The organism is Massilia antarctica, from assembly GCF_015689335.1.
In the GTDB taxonomy this organism is placed as follows: Bacteria; Pseudomonadota; Gammaproteobacteria; order Burkholderiales; family Burkholderiaceae_D; genus Telluria_A; species Telluria_A antarctica.
Genome location: NZ_CP065053.1, coordinates 1,992,450 through 2,014,238, shown reverse-complemented (window position 1 = coordinate 2,014,238; position 21,789 = coordinate 1,992,450). Strand labels below are relative to the sequence as shown.

Annotated in this window: 22 protein-coding genes; 5 read left to right on the top strand and 17 right to left on the bottom strand. The window is 61.9% G+C overall.

The window, feature by feature from the left end; all coding sequences use genetic code 11:
* Window positions 1-292: 292 nt before the first annotated feature.
* The 8 genes from IV454_RS09185 to IV454_RS09150 all read right to left on the bottom strand — a co-directional run bounded on the left by IV454_RS09185 (window position 293) and on the right by IV454_RS09150 (window position 9,571).
* Window positions 293-853, bottom strand: a complete 561-nt coding sequence (locus tag IV454_RS09185) for a hypothetical protein (protein ID WP_206091229.1) — start codon at window positions 851-853, stop codon at window positions 293-295.
* Window positions 850-1,422, bottom strand: coding sequence for a hypothetical protein (locus IV454_RS09180; RefSeq protein ID WP_206091228.1), 573 nt, complete (start codon window positions 1,420-1,422; stop codon window positions 850-852). Before IV454_RS09180 ends, IV454_RS09185 begins: the two co-directional genes overlap by 4 nt.
* Before the next feature lie 49 nt (window positions 1,423-1,471).
* Complete coding sequence (locus IV454_RS09175) at window positions 1,472-2,851, bottom strand: reverse transcriptase family protein (protein ID WP_206091227.1); 1,380 nt, start codon at window positions 2,849-2,851, stop codon at window positions 1,472-1,474.
* Between the two features lie 236 nt (window positions 2,852-3,087).
* Entirely contained in the window at window positions 3,088-4,098 is a 1,011-nt protein-coding gene (locus IV454_RS09170) for a substrate-binding domain-containing protein (RefSeq protein ID WP_206091226.1), read from the bottom strand.
* A 51-nt stretch (window positions 4,099-4,149) separates the two neighbouring features.
* The gene (locus tag IV454_RS09165; RefSeq protein ID WP_229522151.1) at window positions 4,150-5,361 is read right to left on the bottom strand and encodes an MFS transporter; all 1,212 of its coding nucleotides are present in this window, start codon (window positions 5,359-5,361) and stop codon (window positions 4,150-4,152) included.
* Between the two features lie 71 nt (window positions 5,362-5,432).
* A complete protein-coding gene (gene pgmB, locus IV454_RS09160) occupies window positions 5,433-6,077 on the bottom strand; it encodes a beta-phosphoglucomutase (protein WP_206091224.1) in 645 nt (214 codons plus the stop codon).
* Complete coding sequence (locus IV454_RS09155; protein WP_229522150.1) at window positions 6,074-8,419, bottom strand: glycoside hydrolase family 65 protein; 2,346 nt, start codon at window positions 8,417-8,419, stop codon at window positions 6,074-6,076. The genes pgmB and IV454_RS09155 overlap by 4 nt, the downstream gene beginning before the upstream one ends.
* 114 nt (window positions 8,420-8,533) lie before the next feature.
* Entirely contained in the window at window positions 8,534-9,571 is a 1,038-nt protein-coding gene (locus IV454_RS09150; protein WP_082692338.1) for a LacI family DNA-binding transcriptional regulator, read from the bottom strand.
* A 279-nt stretch (window positions 9,572-9,850) separates the two neighbouring features.
* Here IV454_RS09150 and IV454_RS09145 point away from each other — a divergent pair, with 279 nt between their 5' ends.
* On the top strand, window positions 9,851-12,292 hold the full coding sequence (locus IV454_RS09145; RefSeq protein WP_206091223.1) for a TonB-dependent receptor: 2,442 nt from the start codon (window positions 9,851-9,853) through the stop codon (window positions 12,290-12,292).
* Window positions 12,293-12,344: 52 nt separating this feature from the next.
* On the opposite strand, the gene IV454_RS09140 is transcribed toward IV454_RS09145, so the two are convergent.
* Both IV454_RS09140 and IV454_RS09135 read right to left on the bottom strand, forming a co-directional pair.
* Window positions 12,345-12,698, bottom strand: a complete 354-nt coding sequence (locus tag IV454_RS09140; RefSeq protein WP_206091222.1) for an energy transducer TonB — start codon at window positions 12,696-12,698, stop codon at window positions 12,345-12,347.
* Window positions 12,699-13,020: 322 nt separating this feature from the next.
* Window positions 13,021-14,058, bottom strand: a complete 1,038-nt coding sequence (locus IV454_RS09135; protein WP_206091221.1) for an MBL fold metallo-hydrolase — start codon at window positions 14,056-14,058, stop codon at window positions 13,021-13,023.
* 129 nt (window positions 14,059-14,187) lie between these two features.
* Here IV454_RS09135 and IV454_RS09130 point away from each other — a divergent pair, with 129 nt between their 5' ends.
* Window positions 14,188-14,811 (top strand): TetR/AcrR family transcriptional regulator, encoded by a 624-nt coding sequence (locus IV454_RS09130; protein ID WP_206091220.1) that lies wholly within the window; start codon window positions 14,188-14,190, stop codon window positions 14,809-14,811.
* On the opposite strand, the gene IV454_RS09125 is transcribed toward IV454_RS09130, so the two are convergent.
* Together IV454_RS09125 and IV454_RS09120 are read right to left on the bottom strand one after the other, a co-directional pair.
* Window positions 14,790-15,878, bottom strand: coding sequence for a WD40/YVTN/BNR-like repeat-containing protein (locus IV454_RS09125; RefSeq protein WP_206091219.1), 1,089 nt, complete (start codon window positions 15,876-15,878; stop codon window positions 14,790-14,792). The genes IV454_RS09130 and IV454_RS09125 overlap by 22 nt on opposite strands.
* Before the next feature lie 2 nt (window positions 15,879-15,880).
* Window positions 15,881-16,150 carry a MoaD/ThiS family protein gene (locus IV454_RS09120; protein ID WP_206091218.1) on the bottom strand — a complete coding sequence of 90 codons (270 nt, stop codon included), beginning with the start codon at window positions 16,148-16,150 and terminating at the stop codon, window positions 15,881-15,883.
* Window positions 16,151-16,270: 120 nt separating this feature from the next.
* Between IV454_RS09120 and IV454_RS09115 the strand changes: the two genes are divergently transcribed.
* The 3 genes from IV454_RS09115 (at window position 16,271) to IV454_RS09105 (ending at window position 18,091) form a co-directional block, all read left to right on the top strand.
* Window positions 16,271-16,582 carry a hypothetical protein gene (locus IV454_RS09115; protein ID WP_054265622.1) on the top strand — a complete coding sequence of 104 codons (312 nt, stop codon included), beginning with the start codon at window positions 16,271-16,273 and terminating at the stop codon, window positions 16,580-16,582.
* Between the two features lie 208 nt (window positions 16,583-16,790).
* Window positions 16,791-17,282, top strand: coding sequence for a hypothetical protein (locus IV454_RS09110; RefSeq protein ID WP_206091217.1), 492 nt, complete (start codon window positions 16,791-16,793; stop codon window positions 17,280-17,282).
* Window positions 17,283-17,305: 23 nt separating this feature from the next.
* Window positions 17,306-18,091: an ATP-grasp domain-containing protein gene (locus IV454_RS09105; protein ID WP_206091216.1), complete on the top strand. Its 786-nt coding sequence runs from the start codon at window positions 17,306-17,308 to the stop codon at window positions 18,089-18,091.
* A 13-nt stretch (window positions 18,092-18,104) separates the two neighbouring features.
* Here the strand turns inward: IV454_RS09105 and IV454_RS09100 are convergent, their stop codons facing one another.
* The 5 genes from IV454_RS09100 to IV454_RS09080 form a co-directional block, all read right to left on the bottom strand.
* A complete protein-coding gene (locus IV454_RS09100) occupies window positions 18,105-18,254 on the bottom strand; it encodes a hypothetical protein (protein WP_206091215.1) in 150 nt (49 codons plus the stop codon).
* Between the two features lie 71 nt (window positions 18,255-18,325).
* Window positions 18,326-19,075, bottom strand: a complete 750-nt coding sequence (locus tag IV454_RS09095; protein WP_206091214.1) for a DUF1828 domain-containing protein — start codon at window positions 19,073-19,075, stop codon at window positions 18,326-18,328.
* 248 nt (window positions 19,076-19,323) lie between these two features.
* Window positions 19,324-20,894, bottom strand: a protein-coding gene (locus IV454_RS09090; protein WP_206091036.1) for an IS3 family transposase whose coding sequence is annotated in 2 segments (ribosomal slippage) — window positions 19,324-20,438 and window positions 20,438-20,894 — 1,572 coding nt in all. Because the reading frame shifts where the segments join, the coding sequence is not laid out codon by codon here.
* Between the two features lie 198 nt (window positions 20,895-21,092).
* Window positions 21,093-21,422, bottom strand: coding sequence for a hypothetical protein (locus IV454_RS09085; RefSeq protein ID WP_206091213.1), 330 nt, complete (start codon window positions 21,420-21,422; stop codon window positions 21,093-21,095).
* Window positions 21,413-21,772 carry a transposase gene (locus tag IV454_RS09080; protein ID WP_206091212.1) on the bottom strand — a complete coding sequence of 120 codons (360 nt, stop codon included), beginning with the start codon at window positions 21,770-21,772 and terminating at the stop codon, window positions 21,413-21,415. Before IV454_RS09080 ends, IV454_RS09085 begins: the two co-directional genes overlap by 10 nt.
* Between the last annotated feature and the right edge of the window lie 17 nt (window positions 21,773-21,789).

Sequence of the window (21,789 nt, the reverse complement as noted above, 5' to 3'; positions counted from 1 at the left end):
ATGTCAGATCCACACATCGTACGATGTATCAACTTTAGCGAGCGAATCATCCAGATAAACTCCACCATCGGTGGAGAGGCAGGACGCTGGCCGGTGTTTACGGGGCAAGAATAGTACGGACGAAATCGCCGTACGCCTCGCCCGTGGGTAGCTCAGATTCAGTCTTCATCACCCGCTTGCTCGTGATCACGTCGACCTGTACCCTGGCCTCAGGCACGGGCGCTATAGACGTGCTGCCGGCGCATGCGATAACACGTCTTGCGTGCCGCCGCATGCTGACCCAAGTCCTGCCTTAGGTATGGCAGCGTGGCGGTAGCGAATCGAGAAAAGCGGAACCGCAGCCTTTCAGGTGGATTTCCTGCTCGGTTATGCGCACTGGCCGCAGGAGGTGTTGGCCGGATAGGGCGAGCGCGGCGCTCATCAATATCAGCACTCCTGCGGGATAGGCGAGCCAGAATTTGCCCAGGAACACAGCACCAAGCAGGGCGATGGCGCCGAATGCGCCGACGGCGTGCGCAGCCATCGACCGATGGCGGCGCCGGCGGCGATGCTCGTCGCACAAGCCCAGGACCAGCTCCGCTCTCTTCCTGACAAATAGGCAGGCCACCATATAGACAAGTATCGGGATCAAGGCATACCAGCCGGGGTGGTGCCACATATAGGCGCGCGGACTGTCCATGCTTGCGGGCTTGTTGCACTTGATGCAGCGCGGCGGCAGATAGGCGTCCACGGGTGCAATCAGGATGTCTTCCTGACGCCAGCATTGCGTGCTCTCATACGCGCACTGTGCGCCGTTCCAGGCCTCGAAGGAAGCCTTGGGCGCTGCATAGGGATTGGGGGATATCAGTGTCACGGCATGCTCCGGGGCCGTCGGGAAGGCGCTGCCGGCTGCGCGTTCGGAAGCGAGTCGAGAAAGGCGGGGCCGCAGCCTTTCAAGCGGATTTCATGCTGGGTGATGCTTGCCACACGCAAGGTATGCTGACCGGCGATGGCGAGCAGCATAGCGCCCCCCATCAGCAGGCTGGCAAGCCATCCAAGCCTAGGATCGACGTGGTTGACCGCCTTGAACAGGGCGACGATACCGAGCCCGAAAAGGCCATACGCGGCCAGCGACACATTGCGGCGCTTGCGGCGGTGTTCCTCGCAAAGGCCGATCACCAGGGTCGCCCTTTTCCGGACGAACATGCTGGCCATGATGTACACCAGGACTGGAATCAGCACGTACCAGCCGGGGTGATGCCAGGAAAAGGAACGCGGCTTGTCCATCACCGCCGGCTTGTTGCATTTCACGCAGCGCGGCGGCAGGACTTCCCTGCGGGACGCGACCAGGAGTTTGCCGTCGCGCCAGCATCGGTTTGTCACCACGCCGTCCTTGAATGAAGCCTTCGGCGCAGTATACGGGTTGGGGGACTTCGGTGTCACTACGCACTCCGGGAACAGTTGAGAAAGCAATCTTGGTCAGACCAAGTGATTATGGGAAATTATATTGCTTGCCGCTATTGTTATCCGGCTGGCCAGGCGCGGATAGCCAGGCGATGGTTTCGAACAGGCCTTGCAAACGCTGGCCACGCTGCGGATTGACCATGGTTACATAGGCGACCTTGCCCGCGAGGTAAGCGCGAAAGTCGGGGTGATGATCGCGGTTCTGCGCCTGTGGTCCGTGCCGGGCGCAGTTGGTCAGGGTGGCTTTGAGCAGGTCGAATTCGTCGCGCGCGATGTTGGGATGGCGGTTGACGACGATGCCGGTGACCTGCTGGCGCACGCCAGCGCGCATCATGCGCGTCTTGCGCGCGTTGACGGCAAAGCCTTCCTCGATGGCGATGGCGCCGACCTGCGCGTGGAAGCGGTCCATGGCGCGTTCCAGTGCGCGTCCGCCGGAGAACACCAGGTCGTCCGCATAGCGGCTGTAGCGCGCGCCGAGCGACTGCGCCAAGGTGTCGAGACGCACATCGAGCCGCCAGGCGCAGGCGTTGGCCAAGGCCGGCGAACAGGGCGAGCCTTGCGGCAGGTGGGGCGTGCGCAGTGCCTGGCGCTGCATCCACGTGAGCGCATTGTCGTCGACGGGTGCGCGCAGCACGCCGGCCGGCACGCGGTTCACGCACAGGCGCGCCAGCACGCCCGCCACGCTCTGCGAATAGCCCAATTTGGCGAACAGCGCGTGAATGCGCGAGGCCGGAATGCTGGGGAAGAAATCCTTGAGATCCATGCGGATCACCACGCGCTGCCCGGTATGCAGGGCCGCGTGGGTGACGCAGGAATGCCCGCGCCGGAAGCCATGTGCGGCCGGGTGCGCGGGCACGCGGTCGAGCAGTTCGCGCAAGATGGTCGCCTGCATTGCGCGCAGGCGCTGCTTGGGGATTTCGATCAGGCGCACGCCGCCGCTGCGCTTGGGCACCCAGCGGTAATGGTAGTGCTCCATTTGCGCAGCTGGCGCCGCATCAACACGCCACTGGTCGGCGAACCACGCGATGTCGTCGACCCGCAGCCGCAGCCAGCGCGCCAGGCCGCCCACCGATGGCAGCGCCGGCAGCGCGAGCGCGGCCAGCCAGTCGGGCGGCGGCGGGACCAGCGGTAGGTCGAGGCAGTAGCGTTCGAGCTCCGGCGCCGGTCCGTCACCGTCCCAGGCGTCGTGAAACACGTCCAGCTCGAAAATGATCTGCGCCAGTTCATGGCGGCTGAAATGGTAAAAGTGTTCGGCGGTGCGCGAGTGGATTTGCTCGCACAAGTCCGGTATCCACGGCCAGGGATGGCCGAACGCCCAGGTCGCGCTGGCGATCAGGCCCGCGAGCGTTGCGTCGCGCGCCAGCATGGTGTCGGCGAGCGCCTGGGCGACGGCGTCTTTCGGAATCATGGGGCTGCCATTTGAGGGGGGCGGAGAGCCTTCAACCAGTCTCGTGATGCATGAGCTTGTATGCGCGTAAGCGCATTGCGGCTCATGCGGTGAATTGCACAGCAATGAATATCCCACGGGGTAGCCCCGTAGAGGCTTGTCCTTACACGAGGCAAGAACACGCCGGCTTGAAGGATCCGCCCATGTAGAGAGTAAGGCAATTTTGCATGAACGTCAATGCGGATGCTGCGCTGCAATCAGCCGATGCAGCGCCCGACAGTCGCACCGGGCAGCAGCACCGGTTGCCACAAGACCTGCAACTGCGCCGGCGGCGTGCCCGCCACTAGCGCCGAGAGCATCTCGGTCATCTTGGCGCCGGCTTCGTTGGGGGCCGGCTGGTCGATGGTGGTCACGTTCGATCCCACCAGGCTGTCCTCGATGCTGCCCCAGACAATGACGGACATGTCCTTGCCGATCTCGATGCCGGCATCGAGCAGCGCGCGCACCGCGCCCACCCCGGAGAGGTGATTGTCGACGATGACGGCGGTCGGCCGCGGCGAGCAGGCCAGCAGCTCCTGCATTGCCTGGTAGCCGGTGCGGCGGTCGAGCGTGTTGTCGACCAGATGACGCGGATCGACGGCAAGGCCCGCCGCCTGCATGCAGGCGATGAAGCTGTTCTTGCGCTGGCACGCGAAATTGAGTTCGAGCGGCGCGCTCACCAGCGCGATCCGGCTATGGCCATGTTCAATCAGGTGCGCGCACGCAAGCCCGATGCCGGCCTCGTTGTCGTAGTCGAACCATGCGTAGGGCTGCTTGAGTTGCGTGCGGCCGTGCGCCACGAATGGAAAGCCCTTCTTCACCAGATAGGCGATGCGCTCGTCGTGCACCAGGGTGCGGCTGACCACCAGGCCATCGACGCGGCGCCCGCGCACCATCTGCTCGTACGACGGCAGCTCGTTTTGCGGCGACACCGGCGCGATGATCAGGTTCATCTTGCTCTTTTCAAGCGCGGCCGACATGCCGCCCACCACGCCCAAAAACATCGGGTCGCCCAGGTCGCTCGGCAGCAGCGGATAGATGATGCCGAAGACATTGGTGCGCCCCACCGCCAGGCTGCGCGCCATGGGATTGGCTTCGTAGCCGGCTTCCTTGGCCGCCGCCAGCACCCGCTCGCGCGTGTGGACGTTGACTTCGGGGTAGCCGTTCAGGGCACGGCTGACGGTGGTCTTTGAAATCCCGAGCGTACGGGCCAGGCTCTTGAGATTCATGGTCGAACTTCGTGGGGCGATGTCGTAAAGACGGCAATTATAGCAACAGGGTCATGCGGCACGGTCGACCTGCCGTTTAAAGAAGTACATGGTGACGAGCACCAGGGTGATCGGCACCAGGGTCAGGTAGAACGCGAAGTGGCCGCTGAAATTGCCGAACACGTAGCCGGTGATGAACGACCCGGTGGTGCCGCCCAGCGCCGAAAAAATCACCAGCAGCCCGGTCATCGACGAGTGCTGGTGCGGCGGCAGGGAACTGAGCATGACCGAATTGATGCCCGGGTAAATCGGCGCCATGAACAGGCCAATCAGCGGGAACAGGAAGGTCGCCAGCGGGGCGCTGGACCAGGTGATGTTCGGGTCGGCCACCACGTCATGCGTGAGCGGCAGCGCCAGCAGCACCATGGCGGCCATGCCGATCACGCAGATGTTCATCACCGGGTACCAGTTCATCTTGCGCATCACCACGCCGGCCGACAGGCGGCCGATGGCGAGGCAGGCGGCGAAGATACTGGTTACCTGCACGCTCATGGCCGCCGGCAGCTTGAGGATTTCATTGTTAAAGGTCGGCAGCCAGGTGCCCACGCTTTGCTCGATCAGCACATACAGGAAGGCGGTCATGACGAACACGCACACCAGCGGCTTGAAGAACAGCTTGAGCATGGCGGTAAAGTCGTCCCAGCGGCTGCGGCCCGGCGGCAGCTGCGCCGTGTCTTCGTCGAAAGAGGTGGACAGCACCAGCACGAAGGTGACGGCGCACAGCGCCGCCAGCACCCAGTACACCCGCAGCCAGCTGCGCGAAGCGGGGTCGGACGAATCGATGAAATAGCCGAAGATCCAGTAGGCGCTCAGCACGCCCACCATGAACACACCTTCCAGGGTATTCATGATGCCGGCATGGTGGCGGCGGTCGCGCGCGATCAGGCCCAGGGTGGAATACACCGATACCTTGACCAGCGCGAACGCCACGCCAACGCAAAGGAACAGCAGCTTGGCGGTCCAGAAGGCCGGTACCAGCGGCATGGCGATGCTGGCCGCGGTGACCAGCGCCAGTGCCGCGAGCATGGCGTTCTTGTAGCCGATGCGGGGCAGGAAGGACGCCACCAGGAACGACACGACCGCGATCGGCAAGTCCTTGAACGCTTCCAAAATGCTGGCGCTCGATTTGCTCGCGCCGTAGTTGCCGATGACCTGGAGGATGACCGTGCCGACGCTGTTAAGCAGGATCGCAAAGACAAAGTAAATCAGAAAAAGGGCTAACATGATGCGTTGGTTTTTCACGCTGTCTCCATTGTATTTTTTATTCTGTGTTCTACGACGGACCTGCTGGACGCTTACCGGTAATCCTCCAGCTTGAAGCGGTCCAGCGCCGGGATGACCCGGTCGGCTTGCGTGAGCACGTCCGGGCTGCCGATACCGAGTGCCCACATGCCGGCGCTCTGGATCGACGCCACGCCGGCCACCGCATCTTCCACGCCAAGGCAGTCGCCCGGCGTCACGCCCAGTTCACGCGCCGCCGTCAGGAAAATCTCCGGATGCGGCTTGCTGTTGGCGATCAGCGCGGCATCGACCACGTAGTCGAAACGATCGCGGATGCCGAGTCGTTCGAGCACCGTGAACGCGTTCTTGCTCACCGAGGCAAGGCCGATGCGCAAGCCCGCCGCGCGTACCGCCGCCAGCGCCTCGACCGCGCCCGGCAGCAGGTCGGCCGCCGACATGGTGGCGATCAGTTCCTGATAGTGGCGGTTCTTGGCTTCGGCCAGCGCCAGCTTTTGTTCATCGCTGTAGCTGCGCGCGGCGCCGGCCAGGATCAGATTGAGCGATCCCATACGGTCGATGCCTTTCAGCTGCTCGTTGAACGCTTCGTCGAAATGCACGCCTTCCGATTCGGCCAGCCGCTTCCACGCCAGGTAATGATAATGCGCGGTGTCGGTGATGACACCATCGAGATCGAAAATCACTGCCTTGAACCTGCTCATGCCTTTTCCTCCTGGATGGAACGCGCGATCGATATCGATGGCGCGGCGCGGGTCAGCGCCACGCGCTCGCCGCAATGGGTCAGCCCCAGCGCTTCGCCTTCCAGCAAGGTATAGCGCGCGTGGCTCGTGTCGACGCGCACCTGCAGCAGCGCGCCGCGGATGTGAATCTGGAACTGGTAGTGCTGCCAGCGCGCCGGCAGGGTGGGCGCGAAGCGCAACGCGCCGTCGGTCACGCGCATGCCGGCGAAGCCGTAGGCCACGCCCATCCAGGTGCCGGCCATGGCCGCCGTGTGCACGCCGTAGTGGGTGTTCCCGTGCGTGTCGTCCAGGTCCAGGCGCGCGGTCTCCATGAAGTAGTCGTAGGCCTTGTCGTGGTAGCCCACTTCCGAGGCGATGATGCTGAAGATGCAGGACGACAGCGACGAGTCGTGCGTGGTCACCGCTTCGTAATAGTCGAAGTCGCGCTTCTTGTCGTCCTGGGTGAACTGGTCGGACAGCAGCAGCAGCGCCAGCACCACGTCGGCCTGCTTGCAGACCTGGTGGCGGTAGATCACCAGCGGGTGGTAATTGAGCAGCAGCGGATAATTTTCCTTCGGCGTGGCGGCGAAATCCCATGGCTTCTTGCCGAGGAAGCTGTCGTCCTGCTCGTGGATGCCGAGGGCGGCGTCGTAGGGCAGCGCCATGCGGCCGGCGGCGCGGCGCCAGGCGGCTGGTTCGGCGTCGTCAAGGCCGATGGCTTGCGCGATGCGCTCGAAGTCGTGCGCCCGCGCGCCGCGCAGGGTGTCGACAATCTCCGCCGCGAAGCGCAAGTGCATCTGCGCCATGGCGTTGGTATAGTAGTTGTTGTTGACCAGCGCCGTATATTCGTCGGGGCCCGTCACTTCGTTGATGCAGAAGCGCCCGGCCCGGTCGTAGTTGCCGATGCCGATCCAGATGCGCGCGGTCTCCAGCACGATTTCGGCGCCGGCCGACGCCATGTAATCGAGGTCCCCGGTGGCGTCCAGATACAGCTTGATGGAGTAGGCGATATCGGCGTTGATGTGGTACTGCGCGGTCCCGGCCGGGAAGTAGGCGGAGCACTCTTCGCCGGCGATGGTACGCCACGGATACAGCGCGCCTTTGGCATGCGACATCTGGCGCGCGCGCGCGCGGGCCTGCTCAAGACCGGCGTAGCGGTAGGCCAGCAGCTGCTTGGCGATCTCCGGTTTGCTGTACAAGAAAAACGGGAAAATGTAGATCTCCGTATCCCAGAAGTAGTGGCCTTCGTAGCCTTCGCCGGTCACGCCCTTGGCGGCGATGTTGGTCTTGCCGTCGCGGCCGACCGATTGCAGCAGGTGGAACTGGTTAAAGCGGATGCCTTGCTGGAGTGCGTCGTCGCCGGCGATCTCCACGTCGGCACGGTCCCAGAAGTCGGCCAGGTACGCGGCCTGGCGCGCGCACAGAGCCTCGAATCCGTCGGCTTTGGCCTTGGTCAGCGCGGCGCTGGCGAAGCCCGCGAGTTCAGCTTCGGGATAGTCGCGCGACGAAAAATAGACGCCGTACTTGGTCAGGGCTTGCGGCAGCATCACATCCAGGTTGAACGTGAAACTGTGGCTGGCCGCCAGCTCCTGGCGGCTCGCGCTGCCTGCCACCGCGGCCACGGTATCGATCGCGCTCACCAGGGTAAAGCCGCTGTTGTGGGTGCGCTGGGTGAGGCTCGATGTCGTGGCGCCCTGCTCCACCGACAGCAGGCGCAGCGCGGGACCCGATACGGCCGAACCGATACGCGGATCGTCGCCGGCTTCCTGGTTGCGCACAGCCCCGTCGATGCTCGATACCACGCGTACCTGGCCGGAGAAATTGAGCGCGGTCAGTTCAACATCGAGCGCGAACAGGTGCTTGTCGGCCAGCGAGACCACGCGCCGCGTGACCAGCCCAAGGCGCTTGCCGCTCGGGGAAGTCCATTCCAGGCTGCGCCGCAGCACGCCGGTGCGAAAGTCGAGCACGCGCTCGTAACGATCGAGCGTGCCTTGCAGCGGGTCGAAGCGTTCGTCGCCGAGCCAGACTTCGATGCCTTTCGCGTTCGGCACGTTGAGCATGAACTGGTTGGTCTTGGCGAGGCCGAAGGCGGCTTCCGGATAGACGATCGGTTCGGACTCATAGAAGCCATTGAGGTAGGTGCCGTCGAGCGAGGTGCCGGCCGGGCCGCTGTAGCCTTCTTCCGGCGTGCCGCGCAGGCCAATGTAGCCGTTACCGAGGGCGAACAGGGTCTCGTTCAAAAAATGTGTGGCGGGGTCGAAGAAGGTCTCGCGAAGGCACCATGGATCGGTCGGGAGAGCGTGGGGGATACTTGCGTGCGGCACGGGTTTGTCCTTTGTCTGTCTTTTGAAATTGTCGTTTCAAACCGGTTTGAATTCGAGCCGAGTCTATTTCAAATCGGTTTGAAAAGTCAATTTATTTAGATTTTGTCGGGAAGATCAGGTCTGGCGGGCGATCAGGGTGGTCGGCAGCATTTCGGACTCCACCTGCTCGCCGTTCATCAGCGCCAGCATTTTTTTGGCGAGCAGTACGCCGCCGTCGCGCAGGTACTGGTGCACGCTGGTCAGCGGCGGCACGAAACTGGCCGCGCCTGGTGTGTCGTCGTAGCCGATGACCGACACGTCGTCCGGCACGCGCAACTGGTGTTCGGTGAGCGCGCGGATCGCGCCCATGGCCAGCAGGTCGCTGGCGGCAAACACGCCATCGAAAGCGTGGCCCTTTTTCTTGAGCAGCGCGGTCATGCTGTCGAAGCCCGACTCGAAAGTAAAGGCCTTGGGGCGGATGATGTGGACCGTGCCCTGCCCGCCCAGCGCGTCGATAAAGCCGGCGCAGCGCTCCTCGACTTCGGCGTGGTCGACGTCGCCCAGGAACACCAGCTTGCGCCGGCCCTGCGCGAGGAAGCGTTCGGCCACGCTGGCGCCGCCGCGGCGATTGTCGCTGCCGACCACGATGGCGCCGCTTTCGGGAGCTCCCCACACCACCAGCGGCAGTCCGGCTTTTTGCAGGAAGCGCACCGCTTCGCCGTGCGAGCCCTGGCCGAGCAAAATCAGGCCGTCGGCGCCCTGCACCGGAGCGGTGTCCATCAACTGCTTGGAGGTGAGCACCACGCTGTAGCCCGCCGTGGTCAGTTCCTGGGTGATGCCGCCCAACAGTTCGAGCGGATACGGGTCGGACATGGGGCGGCCCTTCACTGGTGTCATTTCGACCACCACCGCGACCGAATAGCTGCGCCGCATGCGCAGGTTGCGCGCGCTGATGTTCAGGCGGTAGCCCTGCTCGTCGGCGATGCGGCGGATTTTTTCGCGCGTTTTCTCCGTCACCAGCGGGCTGTCGCGCAAGGCGCGCGATACCGTGATCGTGGAAACGCCCGCCAGGCTGGCGAGGTCTTCCATCGTCAGGGCGGCGTCGTTCTTGCGCGGCGCGATCGTGCTTGCTGCCGGCGCGGCAGTCTTGCTTGCAGCCTTGTTTGCGGCCATGGAAACGCTCAATTTTGGTAGGAAAACAACGACACTGCCGCATTATGACAGGTTTACGCCACGCCACAGACCAAATGACATCGATAACATTTAGATTGACATCGATATCATTTCTTGTTTCAATGATTTGTCTTTTCTTGCCATCCTAATCAATTGCAGACGAGCCCGAGGTGCGGCAAGGTGGGGAAAGAAAGTGGACATGCATGCGGCCGGCCCTTGGCCAGCCAGTCCTGGAGACGGATTTTAACAAGAACACACGATAAAAAAGCGAGCATAACGATGAACAGTCACAAGCACTTCCTGCTTTCCTCAGTCACGCTGGCCGTGCTGACCCTGATGAACCAGGCCCAGGCAGCCGGCCAGGCTTCGCCTCCTGCCCCGGCGGCGCCTGATGCGGTGGCGACCGAAATCGCCCAGGTGGTGGTGACCGGCACCGCCTCGGCGCGCGGCACGCGCAAGATCGACACCAGCTTTTCGATCACGACGGCAAATGAGGAACAGCTCAAATCGGCCTCGCCGAGCAGCACGGCCGACGTGCTCAAACTCGTGCCAGGTGTGTATGCGGAGTCGACCGGCGGCCAGTCGGGCGCGAACATCGAGGTGCGCGGCTTTCCGTCCGGTAGCGATTCGCCCTTCGTATCGGTGCAAATGAACGGCAATCCCCTGTATCCGGTGCCGGTGCTGTCGTTCTTCGAGGGATCGTCCGCGTTCCGCCTGGACGACACCGTGGCGCGGGTCGAAGTGCTGCGCGGCGGACCGAGCACGATTTACTCGGTCGGCCAGCCGGGCGCGACGATGAACTTCATCCTCAAGAAGGGCGACGATACGCCGGAAGCCACCCTGCGCTTTACCACCGGCACCGGCAAGCTGCGCCGGCTCGACGGTTTTGTCGGCGGCAAGATTGCCGATGGCTGGTACGGGACCATCGGCGGCTTCGCGCGCCAGACCCAGGGCGTGCGCGATCCCCAGTTCAAGGCCGACGATGGCAAGCAGCTGACCGCCTCGCTCACGCGCAAGCTCGACGAAGGCGAAGTGACCGCCTACGTGCGCACCACCAAGGACAAGAATGCGTTTTACACGGGCGTGCCGCTCATTTCGAGCGACAACGGGCGCACGATCACGGAGTTTCCCGGCTTCGATCCGCGCACCGGCACCCTGATGAGCAATGAAATGCGCCACTTCACCATCGATGCGGCACCCGGCAAAACCCTCACGCGCGACCTGGCGGACGGGCGCGGCATGGATGCGACCGTGTTCGGCGCCGAGTACGAGCAAAAACTGGGCGGCTGGGATGTGTCGAACAAGGCGAATTACTTCAGCGGCGACCTGAACACGATCTCGATGTTCACCGGGAATAACCCACTGACGGCCGCAGCCTACCTGGCCAATGCCAACGCCACCCACAATCCCGGGGCGGCAAGCGGCTCGGGCAGCATCACCTACCTGAAAGGCGGTACGGTCGATCCCAACCAGCAAGTGGTGCAGGCCGGATTGTGGTCGGTCGAGAAGAAGCTGAGCTCGTTCACCGATGAATTCCGCATGAGCAAAGAGCTACTCAAGAACAATACGACGACCATCGGCGCGTATGTGGCCCGCTACAAGTCAAATGACGAATGGTATCTGGGCAACAGCCATCTGATGACGGCCACGCCCAACGCTAGCCTGATCAATGTGCAACTGACGAACGGCACCATCGTCTCGCGCAATGGGGTGGACGGCAATGTATTTTATGCGCCGGTGGCTGCCTACAAGGGCAACAATACCGCCCTGTTCGTCGCCAATGAATGGAAAATCAACGAGCAGATCAAGGTGGATGCGGGCGCGCGCCGTGAAAAGCAGAGCCTGAAAGCGACGATTTCTAACCTGACCTCGATGGATACGGATACAAATCCGCTGACGGTGTACAACAACGGCACCTCGGTGCCGACCGGCACCAATACCCAGCTCAGCCGCGACGACAGCGTCAATTCCTTCACCGTGGGCGGCATCTACAAGTTGTCCAAGGATATGAGCGTGTTTGCGCGCGCCAATACCGGCCACACCTTCATCTATTTCGACGACATGCGCAACGCCGGCACCCAGGCCGCGCTGAACGACCGCAAGGGCGTGCCGACGCCGAAAGCGACCCAGTACGAAGTCGGCTTCAAGACCGTGGGCGCGATGTACAGTGCGTACATCAACGCCTTTTACACGGACTTTACCGGCATTTCGTTCCAGCAGATCACGACCGATTCGGTGCTGAACTCGGTGAGTGGTTCGCGCGGGCATGGCGTGGAGTTCGAGCTGGCCGTGCGCCCGGTGAAAAACCTGCAAGTGAGCTTGATGGGCAATTACCAGGAATCCAAATACCGCGACAATCCGGCGATTGCTGGCAAGCTGGTGCAGCGCCAGCCGAAGATGCAGTTCCGCCTGTCGCCAAGCTACCGCATTCCCATGGGCGACAATTCAATCAAACTGTACGGGACCTACGCGCATGTGGGCAGCCGCTGGGCCGACCAGGCCAACCTGTCTTACTTGCCGTCGTATAAAACGGTGGACGCCGGCATCCTGGCATCGATGGGCGCGCATTGGGAATTCCGGCTCGCGGGCACGAACCTGAGCAATGAACTGGGGCTGACAGAAGGAAATTCTCGCCTGACCGGGGCGCAGAGCAGCGGTCCGATCAATGCACGGCCGATTTTCGGGCGCGCGGTGGAGGCATCGGTACTGTACCGGTTCTAAATCAGATGGCAGGCGTGGACAGAGTGCTTGTCCACGCCGGGGCCATGCCCATTTACTCGACGACCCAGGAATACTTGACCTTGGCCCAAGCCAGCGCAGCCTGGCCGTCTTTCGCACCGGGTTCAAACTTGCAGCGGGCGCCAGCGCGGACCGAGGCACGATCGACGCGCACCGCGCCGCTCGACTCAAGCACTTTCGACTGCACGACCTTGCCATCGGTATCGACCAGGTAAGCGACGGTCACGGTGCCGCCTTCCCCGTCATCCTGCCAGCGAATCGGGAATTCAGGTTTTTCGCAGCCGGCTACGTCGAGGCGGGCCGGGCGGTCTTCAGCCATGGCCTGGGTCGCGCTCAGGCACAGTAAGGTCGCGGACAGTACGGTGGCAAAACGGGTAGTGGCAAACATAAAACCTCCAGAGGGATATGGATAAATTCGGCGCTTCTGGCGCCCGAATCGTCTGCTGCGTAGCCAGCTGACAGTTCAAAATATACTGCGCCGCAGCATATTTTCTGCATTTATTATCCCAATGGCGGATATACGAGTTGCGCATAACTTATTGCTCCGCACCAACATATTGCATTCACAAACTGCATAACAGTTATGAAAGATCTATGTTGGTGCATATGAGCTAAGAAACACATCGCAAACGACCCGATTTATAGCAAAACCCTTTGTTGGTGCATGACCTTGGTTTGTGGCAATAACGCGACCTTGTGGCAAATTATTCTCAGCCCGGTGCGGGATCGACCCGTTTCCACCACGCCGCGCCCGCTGTGGGCGCCTTCAGATCGAGCGCCTGCCCCATTTCGGGGGTGGTCAGGGGCACCCCGCGCGCGTTGGCGAGCGCGGCGATGCGGTCGAAGGGTTCGTGCCAGGCATGCAGGCCGAGGTCGAAGGTGCCGTTATGCACCGGCATCAACCATTTTCCCTTGAGGTCGAGAAAGGCTTGCAAGGTTTCTTCCGGCTGCATGTGGACGTCCGGCCATTGCTTGTCATACGCGCCGGTTTCCAGCATGGCCACGTCGAAGGAGCCGAATTTCTCGCCGATGGCCTTGAAACCGTCGAAATAACCGGTATCGCCACTAAAAAAGACGCGCAAATCCTTGTGCTCGAACACCCAGGAGGCCCACAGGGTCGAATTGCCATCGCTCACGCCGCGCCCGGAAAAGTGCTGCGCCGGGGTGGCGACCAGGCGCACATTACCCACTTTGCGTTCCTGCCACCAGTCGAGCTGGCTCACCTTGGCGCCATCGATGCCCCAAGCTACCAGGCGGTCGCCCACGCCGAGGGGAGTGAGGAATTGTTCCGTCTTTGCCGCCAGCGCCAGGATCGAGGCATGGTCGAGGTGGTCGTAATGGTCGTGCGAGAGGATCACGGCCTTGAGCGGCGGCAGTTCTTCGATGCTGATCGGCGGCTGGTGAAAGCGCGCGGGGCCGGCCCACTGCACCGGCGAAGCACGCTTGGAAAACACCGGATCAGTCAGGTAAAAGGCGTTGTCGAGCTTGAGCAGCAGGGTCGAATGGCCGAGGCGGAACAGGGTATTGTCGGGCGCAGCCAGCAATTGGGCGCGGGTGAGTGCTTGCACCGGGATGATGCCGCTCGGCACGGTATTCTTGTTCTTGCCCGTCAAAAAAGTCCACATGAGGCCGGCCATCTCGGCGGCGCTTTGCTTGAACATGGGAACCGGATTGCGGAATTTGCCCTCGCTGAACTGGGGCGACGGGTAACGCGGCGCGGCGCTGGCGGCGGAGGTGCAAGAAGCCATGGTAAGGAGTGTCCCTATGAAGAGGAAGCTGAGGAAAAGTCGGTACACGGTGAGTCCGATCAGAAATGTACACTACACAGTGTAGTTTCATTTTTTGAAAAAGTAAACTGGTGGGTGTAAAATATTGGAATGAACTTACCTCAACGCCTGACTGACCGAAAACGCCTTGCCATCCTTGCCGCCGCCGCCGAGCAATTTCGCAGTTGCGGCTTCGAAGCGAGCAGCATGGACAAGATCGCCGCCGATGCCGGCGTGTCGAAACGCACGGTTTACAACCACTTTCCCAGCAAGGATGAGTTATTCGCCGAAACCCTGGTGCAGTTGTTCGAGCGCAGCGCGGCCGAGCTGGACTTGCCTTATCGCGGCGACACCAGCCTGCGTGCGCAGTTGACCGAACTGATGACCATCAAAGTGCGGGCGATGGCCGACCAGGACTTTCTCGACCTGGCGCGCGTCGCCATCGCCGAGGGCATGCACGCACCGGAGCGGGCGCGCGCCATCGTGGCGCGCCTGGGCGAGCGCGAGGAAGGGGTGACGCGCTGGATCCGCGCAGCCCTGGCCGACGGCAAGCTCAAGGACTGCGACCCGGTCTTTGCCGCGACCCTGCTACAGGGGCAGGTCAAGGCGATGGCGTTCTGGCCGCAGGTGACCATGGGCGCGCCGCCGCTGGCGCCGGAACTGCACGCCGCCGTGGTCGACGCCGCCGTCAGCATGTTCCTGAGCTACTTCGCTCAGGCAAAACACGCCGCGTAGACGGGCGGCATGGTGGTCGACACCGTGTGCCAGCTGTCGCCGGCATTGTCGGACATCCATACTCCTCCGCTGGTCGAGGCCATCAACAAGGTCGCGCCATCGTCCGCCACCGCAAGACCATGGCGGTACACCAGATCGTAGCAATGCTGCTGCGGCAAGCCCGCATTGACGACCTTGAAACTGTTGCCGCCGTCATGGGTGCGGGTGACCGCCAGCGCGGCGCCGACGGGAATGCGGCGCTGGTCGGCCTCGGCCGGCGCAAACCAGGCGGTGCCGCCGTCGCGCGGATGGGCGGCCACGGCAAAGCCGAAGTGCGACAGGGGCGCGCTGGTGATTTCCACCCAATGGTGGCCGTTGTCGCCGGAGCGCCAGATGCCGTTATGGTGCTGGCACCACAGCACGTCAGGTTCGCCGTTTGAGCGCACGACCCGGTGCGGATCTTGCACAGCTTCATTTTCGTTGAGCTCGGGCGGCATGTAGTCGGCGCGCATGCCGGTGGAACTGACGGTCCAGCTGGCCCCGCCATCTTCCGTGCGCCAAACGCCGCCGCAGGAGACGCCGACCAGCACATGGTCGCTGTTGCGCGGGTCGACGCAAATGCTGTGAATGCCGGGCACGTCATAGCCGCCGCCGAACCATTCGGCGCGCTGCGGCACGTCCCACAGGGAACGCACCAGTTCCCACGAGGCGCCACGGTCGCTGGAGCGGAACAGGCCGCCCGGCAGGGTACCGGCCCACAGCACCCCGGGCTGATCGGCCCCGCCCGCTTCGAGCGACCAGATCAGTTTGTTTTTCCACTCGATTTTGTCCGTGCTGTCGTCCGGCTTCGCCGGATAGGCGGGCGCGGCGATTTCGGTCCAGACCTCGCTGCCGGCATCCTTGCGGTGCAGCTTGACGCCGAAGTGGCCCAGGTTGAGCGCCGCGTACAGCGCGCCGTCGCGCGCATCGGCCAAGGTGATCGAGACTGGCTCGCCAAGAAAGTGGCTGGGACCGATTTCCCATCCCGCGCCCCCGCGCTGCAACTCGAACAGGCCCTTGCGGGTGGAAAGATAGGCACGCGCATGCATGTTCAGCCTCCGGAAAGTGCTTGCAGGATGTAGACGGTACTGTCGGGTGTGAGCGGGTCGTCGAGCCGGATGCGCTCGTCGCTGCGGCGGCCATCGATGAACACGACGACGTTTTCGCGCAGATGGCCTTGATCGTCGAGAACGTAGCCACGCAGCAAAGGATTGGCCGCGAAGGCCGTGTCGAGCCCGCCGCGCAGGGTGGCCGCAGTGGTGTCGACCTGCGGCACATCGGTGAAGCGGGCAAGCTGCTGGGTGAAAATGAGACGCGCCATGGCATCCAATCACAGGGGTGACGACGATGGGGAATCAAAGCCGCTTAATTTTATCGCGGATCGGCGCACCTGTCGCGTGTGGGCCTAGAATGGAAGCGAGTCAACTTTCTGGAGCCGGGCATGCCGATCAAACCTCAAGAACTTGCCGCGCTGATGCTGGAAGTCGAGCACGAAGACCCCATCGATTTCGCCGACCTGCCCTTCGGCGAGGCCGAACTGCGCGAGCTGGTGGCGGCACACCTGTGCGAGATGGCTGCGGCGATGGAGAACTTCAGCTCCGAAGACCGGCTGATGACCCTGCTGGCGGTGTCGGCCAAGCTGGTGCTGGAAAACCTGGTGCTGCACCTGCAATTGCTGCGCCAGCATGGCTTGCCGGTGAGCGACAGTGTCGAGGAATTGCTGAGCCGGCTGCGCAAGCCGGACGGGTCTTGATCGGGCGTCGTTTGAGCTCAGCATTGACGAGGTAAGGTACGCGCATATCCGCCGATACCGTCGCCCCCGCGCAGGCGGGGGTCCAAGTTCGCTCCTTAGCCCACGACTGAGCGTAGGAACTGGGCCCGTGCCTGCGCGGAGGCGACGGCTGCTGATTCGGCCCATGCGGCCGATGTTAAAATCGGCTGGTTCCCCTTAGAAAGTCCGTATGCGTCCGATCGAAGCCCTTCTGTTTGTCTCCGCCGCGCTGTCGGGCGCCACTGCGCTGGCAGCCAACAAACCGAAACCCGACTTTGTGGCCGATCCGGCGGTCCAGAGGGCCGCCACGGCCTATGCGGCACAGGCCGTGGCGACGGCGCGCGACCAGTTCGGCATCAAGCTCGATGGCACCGATGCCAGCATGGTGCAGCTCGAAGCCGTGCTGGCGCGCGCGCACACCTCATACGCGGCCAAATCGCCACGTCCATCGGACGAACAGGTGATGGCGGTGGCGCGGATGTACGGCAGTTACCTGGGCGAAGTGTACCGTCTTAAACATGGCGGCGCGTGGGGCATGGCTCCGCTGGACGGACAGACCTTGCCGGGGATGCGAACCACGGCGGGGACCAACTTCTGGCCATGGACACAAGCGTCGCAGCGCATCAGCAAGGGCGCCGGCAATAACGTTGCCGACTATTACAAGGTACTGCTGACCAAATGAGCGGCGTCCACCCTACCCCATCAATGCAACTGCTGTTCCCCTGCGACCCGTTCAACAAGCGCGTTGCCGACGAAGCGTATGGAGAGGAATTCGACGCCGCATGCGCGGCTGGTTTCGCGTGCTCGCTTTTCTCCTTCGAAGACTTCGAAGCGGGGCAATTCAAGGCACAGCCGGCCCTCTCGGCCGGAGTCCACGTGCTGTACCGTGGCTGGATGCTGACGCCGGATGACTACGCGAGGCTGCACCGCGCCATTGCGGAGCATGGCTGCGCGATGGCAACCAGTCCGGCCCAGTACCGCCATTGTCATTACCTTCCCGAATGGTACGCACTGTGCGAAGAATTTACGCCGGAAACGGTGATCGTCGCGCGCGATGCGGACTTTGCCGCTGCGGTGGATGGCAGGAACTGGCCCGCCTATTTCGTCAAGGACTACGTCAAATCGCTGACCACCCAGCGCGGCTCGGTTGCGGCAACACCGCAGGAAATTCGGGAGGTGGTCGCCTTGATCGAAAAATACCGGGGTGCAGTTGAAGGCGGCGTTTGCATCCGCAAATTTGAGCAGCTGCAAGCCGACAGCGAGGAGCGCTATTTCGTGCTGCATGGCCAGGCGCATGGCCGCGATGGCAGCGCACCCGACCTCGTGCACGAACTCGCCCGACGCATTGACAGCTTGTTTTTCTCGGTCGATGTCGTCGTATCAAGCCAGGGAGAACTTCGCCTCGTCGAGCTGGGCGACGGCCAGGTATCGGACCGCAAACAATGGCCGGCCGATCGTTTCATGGCGATGCTGGCCACCACGCCCGCCTGAGCCGGCGCCGCCGTTAAAGGCGCGCTTCGGTGCCGGTGACGGGCGCGGTGCGGTACAGCTTGAGGAACTTGAACATCTTCGGCCATTCCTCGCGCGCACGAAAGACAATCGCCACTTCGCGGTTGTCGAGCGCGGACTCGGTCAGCACGACGTGATCTTCCACCTGCTTCGCATCCTCGACGTAAAAAAACCGCTCGGAGCGTGTCCCCCTGTGTCGTCGCGAGGAGGGCGTCGTTAGTGCTGCGGGCCGTCGTGCGCGTTAGATTCCAAGCGACTCATCATTAACACATTGCCAAGCGAGTCGAGGATCATCCCCTCACGTTTCGCAACGTCTTGTGCCCGCCTGTCGTCAATGACAATGAGTATGGACAGCCCTTGGTTAGATGATGATGCGCGGATGTCCAGCAGTTTCTTCGCGGTCGAGCTAACTGTGTTGGGATGCGGGCTGATGGCAACGACTCCTTGACCATCTAGATCGAAGTCGAGCTTGTAGCGCGCTCCAGAAACGCCGCTAAATTCACCGCCGGGCTTCAGCATGGCGAATGGCTTCCACGCGCGCAGGCAAAGTTCTACCTCATCGAGAAGGAGCGACATATCTGTAGCAGCTCCTTCAAGTCCGCGCTCCCAGTTGGTTAAAGCCATTAACGTGCTTAAGTAGCGCGCGAAGCCATTAGGCGCGTCCTCAAGCTTGGACCAGATTTCAAGCTCGCCCATGCTATTCAGGGCAACTCCCTCTGGCTCGGCAATGGCTCTGATGGGCTTAAGATTTCGCTGGTCGTTGAGTCGGATTCCGCGCCCGCGAAGATGAAGCAAAACCCCTCCATCGTCAAAAAAACGTAACTGTTGGCCTGCACGCTCAACGTAAATCGGGAAAGGCTCGCCGTCAGCGAACACAAAAGGGGTTGTGATTGCAGCAACGCAGCCGTCATCGGTGAGTGGATGACATGTGAATCCAATTGTTTCGGAAAGGCTTGAGCAGATCATCGCTAACTCTTAAGTGCAAAATGTTCAGGGTGGCACGGAGGCGGGCGGAACGTGATATTCGTGCGCTTACAGAAAAACGCCAAGACTTCATCGTACCCCCAATCCATCCAAGACGCATCACCTGCTTCTCTTCGGCTCCCGATATGCTCGTGCGGATGAGAATGAAGATGTTTCATTGAGTCCGCAGATTGGCGAATGTGTAGTTGATATCGGAAATTTGCAAGCTAGTTGTCGCCTAAACGCGGTTTCTATGCTGCTTTTTTGAGTTCTGGATTTTTCTCCTTTTTGGTGACGGTCTCCGTGACACTTTTTTCCGGATTGAGGTGCACGGTCGTGACTGGCGCCCAGCTTCGCGTGTCGCCACTCCAGCGCTCCGGGCGCTCGGCCTTGGCCGCCTCATAGACCTCCGTACGTTTGCGCAGCAGCTCGCCATCCAGGCCCGCGTGCCGCTGTGCCGGCGTGACGAACTGGATGGCACTGTGACGGTGCTCCTCGTTGTACCAACGCACGAACGTGCCGACCCACTGCCGCGCGGCCATGAGGCTTTCAAATGAGCGCTGCGGGTAGGCTGGGCGGTACTTGAGCGTTTTGAAGAGGCTTTCGCTGAAGGGGTTGTCATTGCTACACGCGGGCCGACTGAACGATGGGACGACGCCGAGCTTTTGCAGCGTTGCAAGCATGGTGGCACCCTTCATCGGACTGCCGTTGTCAGAGTGCAGCACCACCTGTTTTGGCGCGATATTTTCACGCAAACAAATATCGCGCATCACCTCGCTGGCTAGCTCGCTGCTTTCCGATTCGTAGACCTGCCAGCCGACGATCTTGCGGCTGTAGATATCCATGAAGAGGTAGAGATAGAAATAGATGCCCATGACCGTCGTCGGCAGATAGGTGATGTCCCAGCTAAACAGCTGGCCCGGTGCTGTTGCCACCAGCGCACGGGGCTTGTGGCGGGGTTTTGCCGGCTTCTCGGCCCCACGGTGCTTGAGCTGGTTTGCCGCGTTCAGCAAGCGATAGAACGTCGACTCCGAGGCGACGTACTCGCCCCGGTCGACCAGTTGTGGCACGATCTGGCTTGGTGGGAGGTGGCCGAATTCGGGTGAGTTGGCGATCTCCAGTACGCGCTTGCGTTCCAGATCGCTCAGGCGGTTCTTGGGTGTCTGCACCCGTGCCGGCCGTCGATCACAAGCCCCCTCAGCTTTGTCGTTCTGCCAGCGCTGCAAGGTCCGCTCGCTCAGCGTAATCACCTCGCAGGCCCGCCACTGGCGCGCGCCGGAACCGACCGCCTCGGCCACCAAATCCATCACCTGGTCGCGCTGCGGGAGGTCGGTCATCATTCCTCGTCCTCCCACAGCGCGCGGAACTTTTTTTGCAGGATCAGCAACGCGGCCGCCTCCGCCAACGCGCCATTTTTGCGCACAATCTCGCGCTCGAGCTTTGCAACCTTGTCCTTCAAAGTGCGCATTTCGCGCACGCCCGTTGCGGGCTCTTTTACCTCTCCGCAGAAGGCCGCCTCCCAGCTGGTCAGATGATGGGGGAATATGCCGTGCTCGCGGCACCACGCCTGCAAAGCCTCGTCGGACAAGCCATGGGTGGCCCGCAATGCGGCAAACTGCTCCGCGGCAGTCCAGTCCTGAGGGCGCTTCTCGCGCGCCGTCGGCGCGTCCTTAATGGTCACAACTTTATTCTTCATCCAATATTTTAACGTGTGGTGATTCACATTCAGGTCTTCGGCGACCGACTTGACCGACCGGTGGCCTCGTGAATACACTTTGACCAGGGCTTGTTCGATAAATGCTTCGGGATATTTTGATGACATTGGTGCCTCTATATATTGAAAATTAGAGGCGATAACTAGTTCCGTCGCTGGCCGTGGGCCAAGCATCGGAGTCCGTCCTGCTCGAACAAGAAATCGAAAACCTGACGTCTTGAGGGAACGGGTTCCGCTGCGCTTCACCCGTAACACCCGTCCCCCGCTCCCGGAAACGATGTTAGAAATAAGGCACAAGAACGAACCCTAAACCCCACCACAACGATCAAGATCAGGACATAATTTGTTCAAAAACACACCCGACAAGTAGTCTGACACAGGGGGATATACGGGATCATTTCCCCATATCTGCCGGCGAAACACCGTGAAGCGATACTCGATTTTCTTCGTCTTGTGCGTTCTTGTGTAGAGCAGTTCGACAATCAGCATGGCGCTCGAGCCATCTTCCTTCATTACGCCTGCTGTTGATACGACAGTTGTCGGCTGCAAATTCCATGGCATCCAGTCGGAACACTCATCGCAAAAAAGAGATGCTGCGAAAAGAGACTGGGCCTCCTCTGGCGAGACTAAACGCATTTCGTTTCCTCAATTTTGTGGTGCAACAATACGCGGGGTGGAGCCCTGCGTGCGTTGTTCCCTGGGCGTGCCAGTGCGCCATATTTGGATGTGTCCGGTGCGACACGCTGTCCGTTGCGCTGCTCCTTGATTGCCCACAGCCGCTTGCCATCATGGCCCAGCGCACCCAGAACATTGACACGTTGCCGGTGCACACCGGCCTCGGCACAACGGCTGTGACCGATTGGCGCCCATCCATATTGAAGCGGCGGATTCGGACTGAATCCCGACTCGTCGAAATACAGCAAATCGCATTGACCCGCCTGCAGCGTCGTGCGCTCCTCAGCGCTAAGCTTCCATCGCAGCCTCATATCTGTCTCCATCCTGA

Coding starts and splice junctions, on each gene's coding strand:
- IV454_RS09175 (WP_206091227.1), bottom strand. CDS start 2,851: ATGATTCCGAAAGACGCCGTCGCCCAGGCGCTCGCCGACACCATGCTG.
- IV454_RS09170 (WP_206091226.1), bottom strand. CDS start 4,098: ATGAATCTCAAGAGCCTGGCCCGTACGCTCGGGATTTCAAAGACCACC.
- IV454_RS09165 (WP_229522151.1), bottom strand. CDS start 5,361: ATGTTAGCCCTTTTTCTGATTTACTTTGTCTTTGCGATCCTGCTTAAC.
- pgmB (WP_206091224.1), bottom strand. CDS start 6,077: ATGAGCAGGTTCAAGGCAGTGATTTTCGATCTCGATGGTGTCATCACC.
- IV454_RS09150 (WP_082692338.1), bottom strand. CDS start 9,571: ATGGCCGCAAACAAGGCTGCAAGCAAGACTGCCGCGCCGGCAGCAAGC.
- IV454_RS09145 (WP_206091223.1), top strand. CDS start 9,851: ATGAACAGTCACAAGCACTTCCTGCTTTCCTCAGTCACGCTGGCCGTG.
- IV454_RS09140 (WP_206091222.1), bottom strand. CDS start 12,698: ATGTTTGCCACTACCCGTTTTGCCACCGTACTGTCCGCGACCTTACTG.
- IV454_RS09135 (WP_206091221.1), bottom strand. CDS start 14,058: ATGGCTTCTTGCACCTCCGCCGCCAGCGCCGCGCCGCGTTACCCGTCG.
- IV454_RS09130 (WP_206091220.1), top strand. CDS start 14,188: ATGAACTTACCTCAACGCCTGACTGACCGAAAACGCCTTGCCATCCTT.
- IV454_RS09125 (WP_206091219.1), bottom strand. CDS start 15,878: ATGCATGCGCGTGCCTATCTTTCCACCCGCAAGGGCCTGTTCGAGTTG.
- IV454_RS09120 (WP_206091218.1), bottom strand. CDS start 16,150: ATGGCGCGTCTCATTTTCACCCAGCAGCTTGCCCGCTTCACCGATGTG.
- IV454_RS09115 (WP_054265622.1), top strand. CDS start 16,271: ATGCCGATCAAACCTCAAGAACTTGCCGCGCTGATGCTGGAAGTCGAG.
- IV454_RS09110 (WP_206091217.1), top strand. CDS start 16,791: ATGCGTCCGATCGAAGCCCTTCTGTTTGTCTCCGCCGCGCTGTCGGGC.
- IV454_RS09105 (WP_206091216.1), top strand. CDS start 17,306: ATGCAACTGCTGTTCCCCTGCGACCCGTTCAACAAGCGCGTTGCCGAC.
- IV454_RS09095 (WP_206091214.1), bottom strand. CDS start 19,075: ATGATCTGCTCAAGCCTTTCCGAAACAATTGGATTCACATGTCATCCA.
- IV454_RS09085 (WP_206091213.1), bottom strand. CDS start 21,422: ATGCGTTTAGTCTCGCCAGAGGAGGCCCAGTCTCTTTTCGCAGCATCT.
- IV454_RS09080 (WP_206091212.1), bottom strand. CDS start 21,772: ATGAGGCTGCGATGGAAGCTTAGCGCTGAGGAGCGCACGACGCTGCAG.